We start from the raw sequence: 18,739 nt of genomic DNA on the forward strand, positions 1-18,739 counted from the left end.
TTTCATAAAAAATAAAGACCCGCATAAGCTGCGTGTCTTTTAGCTTTCAGGCTTCTCAAAGGTGAGGGGACCAAATTTTTCAGTTCGAATATCACGAATGATGATTTCGGTGGTTTTATCGTAATTAATAAGCCCTCCACTCATCAGACAGCCGCGCTTTCTTCCGATTGCATCAAACAGCTCAACGATATCCTCAGGTATGTCTGTGAGCTCATAACGTTTCTTTAACCGCTCTGGATAATGTTCTTCTAAAAAACGCAGTGCATACACAGCGACATCCTGCAAATTAATAATCGAATCTTTTATTGCACCAGTAACAGCAAGTCTGAGCCCTACTTGGTCATCTTCAAATTTCGGCCATAATATGCCAGGTGTATCGAGCAGTTCAAGTTCTTTTCCCACTTTCACCCACTGCTGTGATGTGGTAATACCAGGTCGATCTCCTGTTTTGGCAATGTTTTTCTTTGCTAAACGATTAATCAATGTCGACTTCCCAACATTAGGGATCCCAATAATAAGAGCTCGGATAGCACGTGGTTTGACACCTTTTGCTTTCATACGGTCGAATTTTTCTTTTAAAATGTCTTTCGAGGTCGTTATAATCTGGTTTAAGCCTTGTCCATCAACAGAGTTAATTGCAAGTGCACGTACGCCCTGACGCTCAAAATGTGCCTGCCACTGCTTTGTCATACGAGGATCTGCTTTATCTGCTTTATTTAAAAGCACAATTTTAGGTTTGTTTTGCAGGATTTCTTCGATCATTGGGTTTCTTGAGGACATTGGGATTCTTGCATCCGTTAATTCAAATACGATATCGATGAGCTTTAATTTTTCTGTGACTTCACGTCTTGCTTTTGCCATATGGCCGGGAAACCATTGAATCGTCATATGTGCACCTTCTTTCATCTTTCCGTTGTCTATATCCATTGTACAAAAAAAGAGCCTGTTACAGGTAACAAGCTCTTTCCTTTGATATCATTATCGTCTGATTTCTTTGATACGAGCCGCTTTACCGCGAAGTTCACGTAGGTAGTAAAGTTTCGCACGACGTACCTTACCGTGACGTACAACTTCGATCTTAGCGATTTTTGGTGTGTGTACAGGGAATGTACGCTCAACGCCTACACCGTAAGAAATCTTACGAACTGTGAAAGTTTCGCTGATTCCACCACCACGACGCTTAATTACAACACCTTCAAAGATCTGGATACGCTCACGAGTACCCTCAACAACTTTAACGTGTACACGTAAAGTGTCACCAGGACGGAACGCAGGAAGATCAGTGCGTAATTGTTCTTTTGTGATTTCTTCAATCAATTGTTGCATCGTTTTCAACTCCTTCCAACAGATGCTCATGTCCTTTTTCTTCATTGCAGCGGAACATCGTTTTCAAACTTAAAACGGCAAGCCGTCCAAGTCACAAGTAGTATCATACCACACCTCTATGTAGTGTGCAATACAATCTAGTCATTATGAAGCTGCCAAAGCCATCTTTTTTCTTCATCCGTTAATGTTTTGCATGATTCTATCAAATCCGGCCTTCTTGTATACGTTCGCTTCAAAGATTCTTTACGACGCCACTCTTCTATTTTGGCATGATTTCCAGAGAGAAGCACATCTGGTACTTTCAGTCCTTTATAGTCAGCCGGTCTTGTATAGTGAGGGTGTTCAAGGAGACCTGTACTAAATGAATCTTCGATATGAGACGCTTCTTTTCCAAGCACATGAGGCAAAAGCCTGACCACACTGTCTGCAATCATCATCGCCGGCAGCTCTCCGCCTGTGAGGACAAAATCCCCAATCGAGATTTCATCTGTGACAAGATGCTCCCTAATGCGCTCATCGTAGCCTTCATAGTGACCGCAAATCAACATAAGATGCTCTTCTTTTGCAAGCTCTTCAGCCTTCTTTTGTGTGTACCTTTCACCTTGAGGACATACAAGAATGATTCGGGGCTTCTTGCTTGCTTTCTTCGTTAAATCTTCTACCGCATCAAATACGGGCTGTGCTTTCAGTACCATCCCCGCACCGCCACCATAAGGATAGTCATCCACCGTTTTATGCTTATGGTCTGAATAGTCCCTAAAATTGACTACATTAAATACAACAGCTTCTTTCTCCTGTGCTTTTTTTAATATGGATGAGTGAAGGACGCCTTCAAACATTTCAGGAAAAAGGGTTAAAAAGTCGATTTTCATTCGTCAATGAGTCCTTCCATCATTTCAATGTGTATGGTTTTGGATGGAATATCAATTGTTTTGACAACAGATGGAATATAAGGAATGAGAGCATCTTTTTTGCCCTTTCTTTCTACAACCCAAACATCATTTGCGCCCGGTGTTAAAATTTCTTTAATTCGTCCGATGAGTTCCTTATGTTCATCGTATACATCACATCCAATGATTTCGTGAAAATAAAATTCCCCTTCATCTAATGGGCTAAGATGATCTTTATCTACTTTTATGATGGCTTCTTTCAATTGCTCTGCTTCATTTAATGAACCAACTTCTTCAAACGTGAGCAAATCAAACTGCTTATGCTGTCTATGTGATGCTACAGTGACTTTTAAAGGCTCATCTTGCCCCTGTTTAAAAATATATAAGACGCTTCCTGTTTTGTAGCGTTCTTCTGGAAAATCTGTCTTTGACACGACGCGCACTTCACCACGCACTCCGTGTGTGTTGACGATCTTTCCAACATTCAACCAATTAAGCTCCATGTTACCTATCACCCCTGACGTATTTCAACAATGATGCCGTCTTTGACGACGATGACATTATCTTGCATTTTGTCATCCCATCTATCACCTATTTTCACTTCAACCAGTGCATCTACTTCTGTTTCTTTCATTTCACTTCCAAGCGGCAAGATATGAAGTTGCTCCATTTGAAAGTCGATTTGCCTGATCTTCTCTTGTCGTTTATCAATGGCTTTTTGAAATTGAGGAATCGCCTCTTGTTGATGCGGTTCTTTTTCATGCTTCTTTAGTTGAAAATATAGTTGATTGCATTCACGTTCTAGTCTTTCTTTTTTTTCCAAAAAAGTCGTTAACAGTTTGTCCTTGGTGCTTTCAGTTAATACTTGCATGACGGTGACATGTTGAATGATCTGCATCTTCCTTTTTGTCCCCCTATCCGAAGGCATTTGTCCTCTACAGTATAACGAAAAATAGATTTAAACGTGTAAAAAAAGGGGGAGGTGCTATGCCCTCTCCCTTTTTAGTCAGCAATCTCAAGTTGAACTTTCTTAGAAGATTCTGCACCTGCTGCAAAAATGACTGTTCGTATCGCTTTTGCTGTACGTCCCTGCTTTCCGATCACTTTTCCGGTATCTTTAGCATTGACAGACAATGTGTAAATCACCTGCTCATCTTTTTTTAAGGAAGATACGTGAATATCTTCAGGGTAATCAACAAGTGGCTCGACGATGGACACAATCAATTCTTCCAAGGACAGCTCTTTCATTATTTGCTGTTTTTCGCATGATGGAATTTTTCAAGAATTCCTTGGCTTGAGAAAAGGTTACGAACTGTATCAGACGGTTTCGCACCATTTTGAAGCCATTTCAGTGCTAATTCTTCGTTGATTTTCACCTCAGCTGGTGATACCACTGGGTTGTAAGTTCCAACTGTTTCGATGAAACGACCGTCACGTGGTGAACGAGAATCTGCTACAACAATACGATAGAAAGGAGATTTTTTTGCTCCCATACGTTTTAAACGAATTTTTACTGCCATTTTACTAGCACCTCCGAAAATATTTCAACAAGATAGTATATTAACAATGATAAAAGTGTTTGTAAAGTGTTTTTTCTTAACAAGGTTTTATCATGTATAACCAATTACATAAATGGTAATTTAAAGCCCTTTTTCTTCCCTTTGCTCATATTGGTCATTTGCTTCATCATCTTTTTCATTTCATCAAATTGCTTTAAAAGGCGATTGACTTCCTGTACAGATGTTCCGCTTCCTTTGGCAATCCTTTTTCTTCGGCTTGCATTAATGACCTCTGGCTGCTCTTTTTCCTCGGTCGTCATTGATTGAATGATCGCTTCGATGTGATTGAGCTGTTTTTCGTCCACTTGGACGTTTTTGAGCCCTTTCATTTTACCGGCTCCCGGCATCATTTGAATCAATTCATCAAGTGGACCCATATTGCGAACTTGACCAAGCTGCTCGAGGAAATCATCAAGCGTGAAGCTCATTGTTCGCATTTTTTGTTCAAGTTCTTTTGCCTTATTTTGGTCAACGTTCGCCTGTGCTTTCTCAATAAGTGTCAGCACATCTCCCATACCAAGAATTCTTGACGCCATACGCTCAGGATGGAATGGCTCAAGGGCATCAAGTTTTTCCCCTAGTCCAGCAAATTTAATCGGTGTATTTGTGACAGCTCGAATAGAAAGTGCCGCCCCACCTCGTGTATCGCCGTCTAGTTTCGTCAGAATGACACCTGTCAAACCAAGCTGTTCGTTAAAGCTTTTCGCTACATTGACAGCATCTTGACCTGTCATTGAGTCGACAACAAGGAAGATTTCTTCTGGATTCGCCACTTCTTTTACTTTCTGAAGCTCATCCATCAATTCATGATCAATATGAAGACGTCCCGCTGTGTCTAAAATGACATAATCGTAATGTTCTTCTTTGGCTTTTTCAATGGCCTGTTTGGCAATTTCAACTGGGCTTACTTGATCACCAAGTGAAAACACTGGCATATCAAGCTGTTTCCCAAGAGTTTGAAGCTGCTGAATGGCAGCTGGTCTGTAAATATCCGCAGCAACCATCATCGGCTGGCGATTATGTTTTTTGCGAAGTAAATTGGCAAGCTTACCAGTTGTTGTTGTTTTACCTGCCCCTTGAAGACCAACCATCATAATGACTGTTGGAGATTTTTTCGCAACTGCGATTTTACTTTCTTCTCCGCCCATTAATTCAGTGAGTTCTTCTTTGACAACTTTAATGACTTGTTGTCCAGGGGTAAGGCTTTTCATGACTTCTTGTCCAACTGCCCGTTCGCTTACCTTTTTCACAAAGTCTTTAACCACTTTAAAATTGACGTCAGCTTCAAGAAGTGCAAGGCGTACCTCGCGCATCATTTCTTTTACATCTTGTTCTGACACTTTTCCTTTGCCGCGGATTTTTGAAATTGTCTGCTGCAGTCGGTCGGCTAATCCTTCAAATGCCATACTGTGCCGCCTCCTAATCTAATTTCTCAAGCGATTCAATTAATGCTTCAGCTTCACCCTTTTGCGGGGAATCTGCTAAAAGCTCTCTCATTTTTTTGAGAATGTCTTTACGCTCTTTAAATTTCTTAAACAAGAGCAGCTTTTCTTCATATTGTTCAAGCATCGCTTCAGTCCGTTTAATATTATCATAAACAGCCTGTCTCGATACTTCATATTCATCCGCAATTTCACCGAGGGAAAAATCATCTAGGTAGTAAAGCGACATGTAGCTCTTTTGTTTTGCAGTCAACAACGATTGATAGAAGTCAAACAAGTAGTTCATTCTCGTTGTTTTTTCAAGCGTCATGGGCTCTCTCCCCTTTGTTAAGTTCATTCCCTTTACATCAACTAAGTTTACACGGTTCTCATCTGTGTGTCAAGTTTTTATCTTGTCAGTTCATGATGTGATTTGTAAACAAAAATGCCAGCAACTGGGCCGGCATTTTTGTTAGTCTTCTTTATCAATGACATCTGAAAATAAACCGTACACATACGATTCGGCATCAAATTGCTGGAGATCGTCGACTTTTTCTCCTAAACCGACAAGTTTGACAGGAATGTTCAGCTCATTTCGAATCGCTAAAACAATTCCGCCTTTTGCTGTGCCGTCAAGCTTTGTTAAAGCGATACCAGTAACATTTGTTGCTTTAGAAAATTCCTTCGCCTGTGCCATGGCGTTTTGACCTGTTGTCGCATCAAGAGCAAGCAGGACTTCGTGCGGAGCATCTGGGATTTCCCGCTCAATGACTTTTTTGACCTTTTCTAATTCTTTCATGAGGTTGACTTTGTTTTGTAGTCTTCCTGCTGTATCACAAATCAGCACATCTGCATTTTTTGCTTTGGCTGATTGGACCGCATCATAGATGACAGCCGCTGGGTCAGAACCCGCCGTCTGTTTGACGACAGGTACACCAGAGCGCTCTCCCCATACTTCAAGCTGTTCGATTGCACCGGCACGGAACGTATCACCTGCTGCCAAAATGACGGACTTCCCTTCGTTTTTCAGCTTATTTGCAAGTTTACCAATCGTCGTTGTTTTCCCAACACCATTTACCCCAACAAACAAAATGACGTTTAAGCGACCGTCTTGGATATTCAGTTCAGAAATTTGTTCCTCACCGCTATGATAAATCTCGACAAGCTTTTCTGAAATGACAGCTTGTACTTCATTTGGATCTTGAATATTTCTTAATTTGACTTCTTTTTTCAGCTCATCAATCAGCTCCATGACCGTTGTAAAACCAACATCGGCGCTGATTAAGACTTCTTCTAGTTCTTCAAAGAAGTCTTCATCAACCTTACGATAGCGAGAAATCAGTTCGTTTACTTTCCCTTGAAATGAGGTTCTCGTCTTTTCAAGACCATCTTTAAACTTTTCTGATACTGAATCTGTTTGCAACGTCAATTTTTCTTTTAATTTCTTAAAAAAGCTCACTGGTTTTAAAACCTCCTTTAGTTACTGGACAAGCTCTTTTGTATCTTCTAATTTGACGGATACGAGTTTGGATACGCCTGATTCCTGCATTGTGACACCATAAAGGACATCTGCTTCTTCCATTGTTCCTTTTCGATGAGTAATCACAATAAATTGCGTTTCCTTGCTATATTTCTTTAAATATTGAGCAAAACGGAAGACGTTGGCTTCATCAAGCGCTGCTTCTACCTCGTCTAACACACAGAATGGAACAGGTCTAACTTTTAAAATAGAAAACAGTAAGGCGATTGCAGTTAATGCCCTTTCTCCGCCTGACAAGAGGCTGAGGTTTTGCAATTTTTTACCTGGCGGCTGCGCTACAATATCTACTCCAGAGTTGAGCAAATCGTTTGGATCTGTCAGCCGGAGGTCTGCTCGTCCTCCCCCGAACAATGCTTGGAAGACAGATTCAAAGTGTGTGCGGATTTGAGTGAATGTATCAGAGAAGCGTTTGGTCATCTCTTGATCCATTTCTTCAATGACTTGGAACAATGTATTTTTCGCTTCTGTCAGATCATTTCGCTGCTCTGTTAGGAAGAGATAACGTTCGTTCACTCTTTCATATTCATCAATACTGCCTAAATTCACTGTTCCCAGCTCTTCAATCGCAAGTTTGATGAGCTTTACTCGTTTTCTTGCTTCATCAGGTGCTAAAGTCAGCTCATACATTTCTTTTGCTCCCTCAAATGAAAGCGCATATTCTTCATTTAGATATGCGATGAGGTTATCGAGTTCGACTTCCATTCGGCCAAGCTTAATTTCTTCGTCTTTTAAACTTGTTGTCAACTGTTTATACAAACGCTTTTGCTCTTTTAGTTCTCGTTCAGTAAATGCTAATGACTCAGAAAGTGCTAAGCGCTGTTTACGCCGTTCTGAAATAAGTGCCGTTGTTTTATTTTTATCTTGCAGTTTCTCTTTCGCAGCTTCTTCAAGTTGTTCTGCCCCGCTTGAACTAGATGTCATTTCATTCGTTAAAAGAGACAGATCTTCTTTTGTTTCAAATAGGGTCTTTTCAACCTCTTCTAATTCTGTCGTTAAGCTAGAGAGCTTCTCTTGTTCATTCGCTAAAGACTGCTCTTTTTTCGCAAGTAAGATTTTTAGCTCTGTCAGTTCAGCCGAAATGGCTTCTTTCGTCGAGCTTTGCGTCTGTTTACGTTTTGTCAGCGTTTCGATTTCTTGATCAAGAGATGTCAGTTTCTCAGCAATTGATGCTTCAAGCGTCAACTGCTCTTTGTCTTTTTGTGCAAGTTCTGTTATACGGTGTTGTATTTCTTCTTTCTCTTGGTCATATAGCTCTAGATGTGAATTCATATTTTTTTCCGCTACTTGCAGTTCGTATAGTTTCCCTTTCATCTCTTGCTGCTTTTCTCTCAGTGTTTCACCACGCTTACGTAGCTCACTTAATTGAGATTCGGCTTCTGCAATCGACTGTTTTGTTTCTTTTGTTTCTTTTTCGAGAATGGTCGTTTTTTCTTCCATTTCAACGAGCTGCTTTGTCAGTGTTTCGACCTCACGATTCCTTGACAGGAGGGAGTTATTCTTTTTCTTAACGCCGCCCCCAGTCATAGAACCACCTGGATTGACGACATCCCCGTCAAGGGTCACGATGCGATAACGATGACCAAGCATTTTCGCCAGCTCATTGGCCCCTTTCAAATCTCTGACAATTAGCACTGTTCCAAGCAAATTTTGAATGACCTTTTGATACTTTCCATCGAAGGAAACAAGATGACTCGCTACGCCAATAAATGAACCATGCTGCTCAGCTATTTGAACATCTCGGAACGGAATGGTTCTTTCTTTGATGACGTTCATTGGCAGGAAGGTGGCACGTCCAAAGGCGTGCTGTTTTAAGTATGCAATGGCCTTGCGTGCTGCTGATTCATCTTCGGTGACGACGTGCTGTGTCGCTGCACCTAGGGCGATTTCGATCGCCGTCTCATACTGCTGATCTGTTTGAATCAGCTCTGCAATCGCACCATGAATACCATTAAGTCTATCCTTTGCTTTTAAGACCTCTTTCACTCCTTGGAAAAAGCCTGCGAAGTCTTCCTGCATGGATTCAAGCATCTCTTTTTTTGATTTTGCCTGCTGCACGTACTGATATGCTTGGTAGAGCGCTGTTTCTTTTTTCTCATATTGACGCTTCATTTGCTCAAGTTTCTGCTCCGCCTCTCTAAAGCGTTTTACTTGGACAAAAATGTCTTCTTCTATGTCTGAAAGCCGCTGCTCAGCATCTGTTTTCTTGTCTTTTAGCGAAATGCGTTCTTCAATATGCTTCTGGTTATTTTGCGTCAGACGTTCTAATTGCACGGTAGCCTGGCGCTGCTGCTCTTCTAGTAATTTACGTTCATTGCGGATAGAAGCCTGTTCATTTAATAGATCAAAATAATCGCTTTTCAGATGTTCAATTTGGCCTTCAACATCCTCACTATGGAGGGAGAGTTGATCCTGTTTTGTTTTGACCTCACCTTTTAATTGCTGCACTTCTGCTTGCAGGTTGTCACGCGTTATTTGCTGATGAGCCATTCTTTCATTCAATGAGGCTTGCTTTTCCGTTAAACGAACAAGTGTCTCTTCCAGTTGTCCTTGGTTTGCGGCCGCATTTTTTTTACGTTCTTTTAGAACTTCTTTTCTACCTTCAAGCTTCTCTAATTCCTCACTTGTGAAAAGCAAGATTTCTTGCAAATCATTAATCGATTCGTCAAGCGCTTGGATGCGGTCCCTTGCCTCTTCAATCTTCGCTTCTTTCGTTTGAATATCAGTTGATTGCTTCATTTCATCCTGCTTGAGGCTCTCGACTGTTTTGCCAAGTGTTGTCCACTTTTGATGAAGCTCTTCTATATCATGGACTGTTAAGGCGACTTCTACATTTTCAAGCTCTTCTTTCTTTTGTAGATAATCCCTCGCTATTGATGCCTGTATTTTAAGAGGTTCTACTTGATCTTCTAGTTCATGCAGGATATCTTCTACTCTATTTAAATTGTCCTGCGTTTCAAATAGTTTATTCTCAGCTTTTTTCTTTCTTGTTTTGTATTTCAAGACACCGGCAGCTTCTTCAAAGATACTTCTTCTCTCTTCCGCCTTACTCGATAGAATCTCTTCTACCTTCCCTTGGCTGATGATTGAAAAAGCTTCTTTGCCAAGGCCTGAGTCCATGAAAAGGTCAATAATATCCTTTAATCGAACAGGTTGATTGTTAATGAGAAATTCACTTTCTCCTGAACGATACACCCTTCTTGTCACACTAACTTCGTGAAAATCAATCGGCAAAAAGTGATCTTCGTTATCTAACGTTAATGTCACTTCTGCTAGGTTGACTCTCTTCCTTGAGTCACTTCCTGCAAAAATGATGTCTTCCATTTTTCCTCCGCGGAGGCTTTTCGCTGATTGTTCTCCAAGTACCCAGCGGATGGCATCGGTAATATTACTTTTGCCACTTCCGTTTGGTCCAACAACAGCTGTGACACCTTTGACAAAGTCCACTGTCACCCGTTGTGCAAATGATTTGAATCCTATCACGTCTAAGCGTTTGAGGAACATGAGAGTGATCCTCCTTATGTATTTAAAGTACTATCATCTTACCATATGAAATGAAAAAAGATGATGAAAACAGAGTGAAATCCCCCTAGGAATTCAGGGGGATTTTATTTGGTTCATATGATGTTTCTGCAGTTTAGCAAGCGCTTCCTGTGCAGCGTGCTGTTCTGCTTCTTTTTTTGACCGACCATTGCCAATCCCGAGTACTTCTCCCCGCAGTGATACATTTGCTTCAAATTCGCGGTTATGTGCTGGTCCTTTTTCATGCAGGATGCGATATTCTAGTACACCCTTCCCATCACGCTGAACAAATTCTTGAAGCTGGCTTTTAAAGTCCATGACATGTGAGAACGCCCCATCATTAATTTTTGGATACACATATGCTTCTAGAAATTTTTCGACTGGCTCTAACCCTTGGTCTAAATAAAGAGCGCCAATAAACGCCTCGAATACGTCTGCTAATAGAGCTGGACGCTTTCTGCCGCCTGTCATTTCTTCACCTTTACCTAAAAGAACAAGATCCCCAAAGGATAACTCGTGAGCAAGTGACACGAGTGATGGTTCACATACGATCGCCGCTCTTAGTTTTGTCAAATCTCCTTCGCTCATGGCTGGGTATTTGGCAAATAAAAATTGGGAAATGGTCAATTCCAAAACCGCATCTCCTAAAAACTCTAGTCTTTCATTGTCTTCATAAGGCTTTTTCCGATGCTCATTGACATAAGAAGAATGTGTAAAGGCTTGATACAGAAGCTTTTCATTTTTAAAGTGGACTGAAATGCGCTGCTGGAATTCTCGAAATTGTTCTAGTTTTTTGCTCTGTTTTTGTTTATCTTTAAATTGTTTTGGCATAGCAACCTCCAGGTAGGCTTAATCGCCTTTAAGGATACTGATTATATGGAGTCTCTCTTTCTACATGCAAGGAAACATTGCTCCTAGCATCTGAAAAAGGCTGACAATTGATCAGCTGAATGTGTTGAAACTGACATAAATTTTCAAAGTCCCGCCATGAAAGTAGACAGGACTTTGTTACACTTATTGCTGGCTTTTTATGTAGTTCACAGCGTCACCGACTGTTGCAATTTTTTCAGCATCTTCGTCAGAAATTTCCATATCGAACTCATCTTCAAGTTCCATAACTAGCTCAACTACATCAAGGGAATCAGCGCCTAAATCTTCTTTAAATGAAGCTTCCATTTTCACGTCAGCCTCATCAACGCCAAGGCGGTCTACAATAATTTTTGTTACACGCTCTAATACGTCTGCCATTGCCTTTCACCTCCCCTCAAAGTATTATAGTTGATTCGTTTTTAAAAAACTAGAGTAAACATCACGAAAATTTGATATTTCTTAGGACATCACCATTCCACCATCGACTTGGATGGTTTGACCTGTAATATAACCTGCTCCTTCAGAAGCTAAAAAGACAACAACGTTGCTAATATCTTCAGGTGCCCCAAAGCGTGCGAGCGGGATTTGTTTGAGCATTTCTGTTTGTACATTGTCATCAAGCTTGTCTGTCATATCTGTAGAAATAAAGCCTGGTGCTACCGCATTGACTGTAATATGACGGCTCGCTAGTTCTTTTGCCGTTGTTTTTGTCAGCCCAATGACGCCGGCTTTCGCTGCCACATAGTTGGCTTGTCCAGGATTCCCACACACGCCAACAACTGATGCCAAATTGATAATTCTTCCGCTGCGCTGCTTCATCATTTGACGTGTCACTGCTTTTGTACAGTTAAAGACACCCTTTAAGTTTATGTTAATGACATCATCCCATTCATTTTCTTTCATTCTCATGAGCAGGTTGTCTTTTGTGATGCCTGCATTATTCACTAAAATGTCTATTGAACCAAACGTTTCAACGGCTGTTTTCATTAATGCCTGTACTTCATCAACATTTGAGACATCCGCCTTTACGGCAAAGGCCTTCTGACCTAGCGCTTTAATTTCATCAACTACTTCGTTCGCTTTCGCTTCGTTTCCTGAATAGTTCACCACAACATTTGCACCGTTCTTCGCTAAGTCAATAGCGATTGAACGTCCAATTCCTCGTGATGATCCTGTTACAACGGCTGTTTTATTCGTGAGCATCAAGATTCCCCCTTCATCGTTTGGATAGCTACTTCAATTGTTTCTTGATCTGAAACGGAAATCGTCGTCAAGCGGCGATTGACCTTTTTCACAAGACCTGAAAGCACTTTGCCGGGACCAATTTCAACAAACGTTGTCACACCTAAATCAATAAGGCGTTCTATGCTTTCTTCAAAACGAACAGGTGAGTATAACTGTTCAATCAGTTTTGTCTCAATTTCTTCACGAGATGTGATAACATCTGCCGTTACATTTGAAATGATCGGTGTTTTGGCATCTGTAATATCTATTTTTGACAATACGTCTGCGAATTTTTCAGCAGCCGGTTTCATTAAAGCGGAATGAAACGGTCCACTCACTTCAAGGGGAATTGCACGTTTAGCCCCTTTTTCTTTGGCTTTTTCAGAAGCAAGTTCTACACCTTTTGCTGTACCAGATATTACAATTTGCCCCGGACAGTTTAAGTTAGCAATTTCTACAAGGTGACCGCTGGCTGTTACGTCTTTTGTCACCTCTAAAAGCGTTTTTTGATCAAGTCCGAGAATGGCCGCCATTGCACCTTCTCCTGCCGGAACTGCTTCATTCATGAATTCGCCGCGCTTTCTCACTAAATATACTGCATCTTTAAATGAAAGAGCGCCTGCTGCAACGAGTGCTGTGTATTCACCAAGACTGTGTCCAGCCGCATAATCTGCTTTGATTCCGCTCTCTTCAAATTTCTTTAAGATGGCGATGCTTGTTGTTAAAAGCGCTGGCTGCGCGTTATATGTAACCGTAAGTTCTGCAGCATCACCTTCAAAGATCATAGAAGATAAGTCAAAACCAAGTGTCTTGTCTGCTTCTTCAAATACGGCTTTAGATGCCGCTTCTTGGTCAAATAAATCCTTTCCCATGCCAATCTTCTGAGAGCCCTGACCAGGGAATAAAAATGCGATTTTACTCATGCTGCTCTACCTCCATTAAGACTTGTTCGTGTTTTCTTTTTGGATCTCTTGCTGAATGATAGCTGAAACGTCTTTCATAACGATATCACGCGCTTGACGAATTGCATGGAAAATAGCATTTTCATCAGAGGAACCGTGCGCTTTAATGACAGGTGCTTTTAAACCAAATAAAGCAGCACCGCCATATTCTGAGTAATCCATTTTTGCTTTCATTTGCATTAGTTTTGGCTTCATCATAGCTGCTGCAATTTTCGCTAGAAAGCTAGAAGTTAAGGTTTCTTTTAGCATTTTAAACACAGAAAGTGCTGTGCCTTCTAATGTTTTGAGTGCAATATTCCCTGTAAAACCATCTGTGACGACCACATCAGCTACACCTTCTAATAAGTCACGTGATTCCACATTCCCTACAAAATGAAGGTCTGATGCTTTTAATAAGTCAAAAGTTTTTTTCGTTAAATCATTGCCTTTTTTGTCTTCTGTTCCCACATTTAATAGTCCAATGCGCGGATTACTTTTCGGGAAGACACGCTCTGCATAAATGGAACCCATCATCGCATATTGGACGAGATGTTCTGGTTTTGCATCAACGTTGGCGCCGACATCAAGTAAAAGAAATCCGCTGCCATCAAGTGTTGGCAAAGTTGGTGCAAGTGCAGGTCTGTCAATTCCAGCGATTCTTCCTACGATAAACAGTCCTGCTGTCATGAGCGCCCCTGTATTTCCAGCCGAAATACATGCAGCAGCTCTTCCTTCGGACACTTCTTGTGCCATTTTCACCATAGAGGAATCTTTTTTTCGTCTGACTGCACGTACTGGTTCATCTGTAGGTTCAATGACTTCTTTTGCATCTAAAATGGTGATACGCTCATGATTGGTTATGTATGGTTTGATTTGGTTTTCATCACCGACAAGTGTTATTTCAATATCTGAAAATGCCGCTAAGCTTTTTTGCACACCGTCAATGATTGCTTTAGGGGCGTGATCTCCCCCCATTGCATCGACTGCAATTCTCATGTTATGTGTCCACCTTTTACTTTTGTTTTGAACGGTACATGACAAAGTCGCCTGAGAAGACAACTTCCTCACCCACATAGCTTTTTACTTCAACTACTGTTCTACCTTTTTCTTTATCATGTGAGGTCACTTTGGCTTTTGAGACGACTCTTTCGCCTTGTTTGACCTGCCTTGTAAACCTAATATTTGCTTTTTCTGTCAGAGCGAGTTCATCATCAATTACAGCAACTGCTAGGGAATTCGCTTGGGCAAAGAGATGATGTCCTCGTGCGATTTGGTTACGGCTAAATACATGTTCTTTTCTCACTTCGAAAATGGAGATGGCTTGATCATCAAGCTCTACATCAATCATTTCTCCAATCACCTCATCGAGCGGAAGTGACTTCACTTCATCCTCTAATGTCTTTTCGGCAACGTGCTTAATTCTTTCGCGCAATTCTGGGATTGACAGCTCCAAACGGTCAAGACGAACCGTTTGAATGCTCACACCGAATTTACATGCCAATTCTTCATCAGTAATGAACGGGGTCGAGCTGATCGTTTGCTGGAGAAGCCTTTGACGTTCTTTTTTATTTAATTTCATATGCAGACACCATCCGTACATTTATGACTAGGTACTAATAGTAGTATATAATCTCATAGGCGATAAATCAATCCTTGTTTCAAAAAGACAAGAAAATTCCTCCAGCTTCCGATCAGCTCAATTTCTCTCCGCCAAGAACGCCGCTGTCTACTAGTGTTCGCCTGAGTTCCTTGTATTCAGGTTCTGTCCAAAAGGCATCAGATTGTACAAGTTCTGCCGCATCTTTTCTCGCTGTTTCAAGCGCTCTGTAATCATGTACCATATCCGCTACTTTAAATTCAGGCATCCCGCTTTGTTTTTTGCCAAAGAAGTCCCCAGGCCCTCTCAGCTCTAAGTCTTTTTCAGACAGCTCAAAGCCATCTGTTGTTTCAGACATAATTCTCATCCGTTCTTTGCCCATCTCTGATTTAGGATCTGCCATTAATATACAAAATGACTGATGCTCACCACGACCTACTCGGCCTCTGAGCTGGTGAAGTTGAGAGAGTCCAAAGCGGTCAGCATCGTAAATGACCATGATGGTCGCATTCGGCACATTCACCCCTACTTCAACCACAGTGGTCGACACGAGTATTTGCACTTCATTTGCGGTAAAGGCTCGCATCACTTGGTCTTTTTCATCACTAGCAAGTTTGCCGTGCATTAAGCCGATAGACCATTTGCCTCGATACGCCTCGGTCAGCATACTGTGAACATCGATCGCATTTTGAACATCAAGCTTGTCTGACTCCTCTATGAGCGGACAAATAATATAAGCCTGCCGTCCCTTTTTCAATTCTTTATCCACAAAGGCAAGTATCCTCTCAAGCATATCGTGCTTGACCCAATAGGTTTCAATTTGCTTTCGGCCAGCAGGTAATTCGTCAATAACAGATACGTCCATTTCTCCAAATACAGTAATGGCCAGTGTTCTTGGGATTGGTGTTGCTGTCATAAACAATACGTCTGGATCCTGCCCTTTACTCCTCAGCTTTTTCCGCTGTTCAACGCCAAAACGGTGCTGTTCATCAGTGATCACTAGACTGAGTTGCTGAAATTCCACTTCATCTTGGATGAGTGCATGTGTTCCGACTAAAATATCAATCTCTCCTTGTTTGAGACGCTCAAGTAATTCTCGTCGGCGCTTTCCTTTCACAGAACTAGTCAATAGTGCAATGTTCACATTCCATTTTTCAAACAGTTGGTCAAGTGAATCAGCATGCTGCTCTGCCAAAATTTCGGTCGGCACCATCAGTGCACCTTGAAACCCGGACAAATGCGCGGCATAAAGGGCAATGGCTGCAACGGCTGTTTTACCCGAACCAACGTCTCCTTGAAGGAGACGGTTCATACGAGAAGGAGATGCCATATCTGACATAATCTCATCAAGTACTCTTGACTGCGCTTTTGTCAGCTGGAAGGGCAGATGATGGACAAATTCAAAAACGGCCTCTTTTGAGAAAGAATGCTTAATTCCAGATGTTTTTTCTCGTTCCTTCTTCCTGATCGCTTGCATTTTCAATTGAAATATTAAAAACTCTTCATACACAAAACGGCGTCTTGCTTGTTTGAGTGAGTCTCTTGTTTCAGGAAGGTGAATGGCTTTTAAAGCCTCTTGATAAGGCATAAGCTTATAGGCAGAAATGAGCTGTTTTGGGAGTGGATCTTCCGCCTTGTCTGCATAAAGTGTGAGGGCTTGTTTCACAAATCGCCTCATCATTTTAACGGTTACGTTTTCTTTTACAGAATATACAGGCTCAATGCTACCATCTTGTTCGTGCGTTCCTTTTTTAAATTCCTGCACCATCATCGATTGGCGATTTTTATCCCATTTCCCTGTGACTGATACGGTGTCGCCTACTATCAAGCTTCGTTTTAAGTACGGGCGATTGAAACAAATGGCTGTAATGAGAAAACGCCCGACAAGCAGCCTGAATGTCAGCCTGCTTCGTTTCTTTCCATAATAGGTGAGAACGGGCTCACTGTGTACTTTTCCTTCAACTGTCACACGTTCGTCATGTTTCACTTCTTCTAAGTTGCGATGTTCATAATCATCATAACGATAAGGGAAGTAGCCGAGTAAATCGGCTACTGTTTTGATTCCAAGTTCATTCAGTGCTTTTTCGGTTTCTGCTCCAATCCCCTTTAGGACAGAGACATTATCTTGCAGGTTCTGTATCACGAGATGTGGTCACACCTCCGAAAATCTTCTTTTCAAGCTCTCTAGCTGTCGGTGTTGCCGCAAGTCCGCCTTGCGCTGTCTCACGAAGTGCAGTTGGCATGGTTTGACCAATTTTATACATGGCATCAATGACTTCATCACACGGAATACGGCTTGTAATGCCGGCAAGTGCCATATCGGCTGCAATCATTGCATTCGATGCACCCATTGCATTTCGCTTCACACACGGAACTTCAACAAGCCCTGCCACCGGATCACAAACAAGTCCCAGCATGTTTTTCAGTGTAATCGCCATCGCTTCAGCAGACTGCTGCGGCGTTCCGCCTGCCATTTCAACGATGGCGGCGGCTGCCATACCAGATGCAGAGCCTACCTCTGCCTGACAGCCGCCCGCTGCACCGGAGATACTCGCATTATTGGCCACAACAAAACCGAATGCACCTGAAGTAAATAGGAATCTAACCATCTGTTCTTTTGTTGGATGTAATATTTCTTTTACTGCAAATAAAGTACCAGGAACAACACCTGCTGATCCTGCAGTAGGTGTTGCACAAATCGTACCCATTGCTGCATTTACTTCATTTGTTGCAACGGCTTTACTGACAGCATCTAATATTGTATGTCCTGACAGTGTCTTACCTGATGCCATATATGCCTGAAGTTTCACCGCATCTCCGCCAGTTAGACCAGATAGTGACTGCACACCTTTAAGTCCGTTCTCAACAGCCTGCTCCATCACTTCTAAGTTGCGTATCATTTGCGCAAAAATATCTTCGCGGGATTTCCCTGTCACTTCCATCTCTTGAGTAATCATAATTTCTGAAATGGAGGTATTCCGTTCTTCTGTTAGCTGCACGAGTTCCTTTACGTTTTTAAACACTATACAAGACCTCCTTTTTGTTACTCTGCAATTTGCGTGACTTGAATAATGTTAGGCAACGTTTCAAGTTCCGATAGGACTGCAGAGTCAATATTTTGATCCACTTCAATTGTCATAAGCGCCTCTTGTCCCACATCTTTACGGGCCACTTCCATATGACCAATGTTGATGGCAAACTTCGCTAAGACGTTGGCAACTGCAGCAATCGTGCCGTATCGATCGTTGTGAACAACAAGAATGGCAGGGTGATTTCCTGAGAGCCTGAGTTCAAAGCCATTTAATTCAGTGATTTCTATTTTGCCACCGCCGATGGAAATTCCAGTTAATTCAAGCGTTCCATTTGCATCAGAAATTTTGACTTTTGCTGTATTGGGATGCTTAGGTACTGCATTTTCTTCTTTAAATTCGATCTCGATATTTTTGCTTTTCGCAATATCAATTGCTGTTTTAATGCGTTCATCAAACGTATCAAAGTCAAGAATTCCGCCTATTATCGCTACATCCGTACCGTGTCCTTTATACGTATCTTTAAAAGAACCATAAAACGAAACGACAATGTGTTTCGGTTCTCTTCCAAATAAGCTGCGAGCCACTCTTCCTATACGAGCCGCACCCGCTGTGTGCGAACTTGATGGACCAATCATGACGGGTCCAATAATATCAAACACACTTCTATATTTCATAGGTCTCCCCCTCTCATAAACACTGACGTAATGGTTTGTTTCTTCCTTTAGACTAATGGATTCATCCGTTTCCCGCAACTCATTTCACATTGGACGACTTGTAAAAAAATGCAAAAGAAGAAGAAGGGCTGAGTCTGCCCTTCTTT

The 18,739-nt window shown here is 41.6% G+C and carries 20 protein-coding genes; all 20 read right to left on the reverse strand.

The window, feature by feature from the left end; genetic code table 11:
* Window positions 1–39: 39 nt before the first annotated feature.
* Window positions 40–888: a ribosome biogenesis GTPase YlqF gene (gene ylqF, locus ACIQCE_RS01745; RefSeq protein WP_353856556.1), complete on the reverse strand. Its 849-nt coding sequence runs from the start codon at window positions 886–888 to the stop codon at window positions 40–42.
* 90 nt (window positions 889–978) lie between these two features.
* Window positions 979–1,326 carry a 50S ribosomal protein L19 gene (gene rplS, locus ACIQCE_RS01750; RefSeq protein WP_008344834.1) on the reverse strand — a complete coding sequence of 116 codons (348 nt, stop codon included), beginning with the start codon at window positions 1,324–1,326 and terminating at the stop codon, window positions 979–981.
* A gap of 137 nt (window positions 1,327–1,463) precedes the next feature.
* A complete protein-coding gene (gene trmD / locus ACIQCE_RS01755) occupies window positions 1,464–2,198 on the reverse strand; it encodes a tRNA (guanosine(37)-N1)-methyltransferase TrmD (RefSeq protein ID WP_353855774.1) in 735 nt (244 codons plus the stop codon).
* A complete protein-coding gene (gene rimM / locus ACIQCE_RS01760; RefSeq protein WP_400493339.1) occupies window positions 2,195–2,719 on the reverse strand; it encodes a ribosome maturation factor RimM in 525 nt (174 codons plus the stop codon). The genes trmD and rimM overlap by 4 nt, the downstream gene beginning before the upstream one ends.
* An 8-nt stretch (window positions 2,720–2,727) precedes the next feature.
* A complete protein-coding gene (locus tag ACIQCE_RS01765) occupies window positions 2,728–3,114 on the reverse strand; it encodes a YlqD family protein (protein ID WP_400493340.1) in 387 nt (128 codons plus the stop codon).
* A 104-nt stretch (window positions 3,115–3,218) separates the two neighbouring features.
* Window positions 3,219–3,464 carry a KH domain-containing protein gene (locus tag ACIQCE_RS01770; protein WP_353855777.1) on the reverse strand — a complete coding sequence of 82 codons (246 nt, stop codon included), beginning with the start codon at window positions 3,462–3,464 and terminating at the stop codon, window positions 3,219–3,221.
* The gene (gene rpsP / locus ACIQCE_RS01775; RefSeq protein ID WP_008354520.1) at window positions 3,464–3,736 is read right to left on the reverse strand and encodes a 30S ribosomal protein S16; all 273 of its coding nucleotides are present in this window, start codon (window positions 3,734–3,736) and stop codon (window positions 3,464–3,466) included. Before rpsP ends, ACIQCE_RS01770 begins: the two co-directional genes overlap by 1 nt.
* Before the next feature lie 104 nt (window positions 3,737–3,840).
* The gene (ffh, locus tag ACIQCE_RS01780) at window positions 3,841–5,181 is read right to left on the reverse strand and encodes a signal recognition particle protein (protein ID WP_353855778.1); all 1,341 of its coding nucleotides are present in this window, start codon (window positions 5,179–5,181) and stop codon (window positions 3,841–3,843) included.
* 13 nt (window positions 5,182–5,194) lie between these two features.
* Window positions 5,195–5,527, reverse strand: coding sequence for a putative DNA-binding protein (locus ACIQCE_RS01785; protein WP_353855779.1), 333 nt, complete (start codon window positions 5,525–5,527; stop codon window positions 5,195–5,197).
* A 141-nt stretch (window positions 5,528–5,668) separates the two neighbouring features.
* A complete protein-coding gene (gene ftsY, locus ACIQCE_RS01790) occupies window positions 5,669–6,655 on the reverse strand; it encodes a signal recognition particle-docking protein FtsY (RefSeq protein ID WP_353855780.1) in 987 nt (328 codons plus the stop codon).
* A gap of 21 nt (window positions 6,656–6,676) precedes the next feature.
* Window positions 6,677–10,237 (reverse strand): chromosome segregation protein SMC, encoded by a 3,561-nt coding sequence (gene smc, locus ACIQCE_RS01795; protein ID WP_400493341.1) that lies wholly within the window; start codon window positions 10,235–10,237, stop codon window positions 6,677–6,679.
* 93 nt (window positions 10,238–10,330) lie between these two features.
* A complete protein-coding gene (gene rnc, locus ACIQCE_RS01800; RefSeq protein ID WP_400493342.1) occupies window positions 10,331–11,086 on the reverse strand; it encodes a ribonuclease III in 756 nt (251 codons plus the stop codon).
* Between the two features lie 183 nt (window positions 11,087–11,269).
* Window positions 11,270–11,503: an acyl carrier protein gene (gene acpP, locus ACIQCE_RS01805; RefSeq protein ID WP_400493343.1), complete on the reverse strand. Its 234-nt coding sequence runs from the start codon at window positions 11,501–11,503 to the stop codon at window positions 11,270–11,272.
* Window positions 11,504–11,584: 81 nt separating this feature from the next.
* The gene (gene fabG, locus ACIQCE_RS01810) at window positions 11,585–12,328 is read right to left on the reverse strand and encodes a 3-oxoacyl-[acyl-carrier-protein] reductase (protein WP_400493344.1); all 744 of its coding nucleotides are present in this window, start codon (window positions 12,326–12,328) and stop codon (window positions 11,585–11,587) included.
* Window positions 12,328–13,272 carry an ACP S-malonyltransferase gene (fabD, locus tag ACIQCE_RS01815; RefSeq protein WP_400493345.1) on the reverse strand — a complete coding sequence of 315 codons (945 nt, stop codon included), beginning with the start codon at window positions 13,270–13,272 and terminating at the stop codon, window positions 12,328–12,330. The genes fabG and fabD overlap by 1 nt, the downstream gene beginning before the upstream one ends.
* 15 nt (window positions 13,273–13,287) lie before the next feature.
* Complete coding sequence (plsX, locus tag ACIQCE_RS01820) at window positions 13,288–14,286, reverse strand: phosphate acyltransferase PlsX (protein ID WP_353855786.1); 999 nt, start codon at window positions 14,284–14,286, stop codon at window positions 13,288–13,290.
* Window positions 14,287–14,302: 16 nt separating this feature from the next.
* Window positions 14,303–14,869 (reverse strand): transcription factor FapR, encoded by a 567-nt coding sequence (fapR, locus tag ACIQCE_RS01825; protein WP_400493346.1) that lies wholly within the window; start codon window positions 14,867–14,869, stop codon window positions 14,303–14,305.
* 112 nt (window positions 14,870–14,981) lie between these two features.
* Window positions 14,982–17,030 carry an ATP-dependent DNA helicase RecG gene (gene recG / locus ACIQCE_RS01830; protein ID WP_400493347.1) on the reverse strand — a complete coding sequence of 683 codons (2,049 nt, stop codon included), beginning with the start codon at window positions 17,028–17,030 and terminating at the stop codon, window positions 14,982–14,984.
* Window positions 17,008–17,910, reverse strand: coding sequence for an L-serine ammonia-lyase, iron-sulfur-dependent, subunit alpha (gene sdaAA, locus ACIQCE_RS01835; protein ID WP_353855789.1), 903 nt, complete (start codon window positions 17,908–17,910; stop codon window positions 17,008–17,010). The genes recG and sdaAA overlap by 23 nt, the downstream gene beginning before the upstream one ends.
* 20 nt (window positions 17,911–17,930) lie before the next feature.
* On the reverse strand, window positions 17,931–18,593 hold the full coding sequence (gene sdaAB / locus ACIQCE_RS01840; RefSeq protein ID WP_400493348.1) for an L-serine ammonia-lyase, iron-sulfur-dependent subunit beta: 663 nt from the start codon (window positions 18,591–18,593) through the stop codon (window positions 17,931–17,933).
* Window positions 18,594–18,739: the final 146 nt, after the last annotated feature.

This window comes from Bacillus sp. NPDC093026 (assembly GCF_044754665.1).
GTDB lineage: Bacteria > Bacillota > Bacilli > Bacillales > Bacillaceae > Bacillus > Bacillus maqinnsis.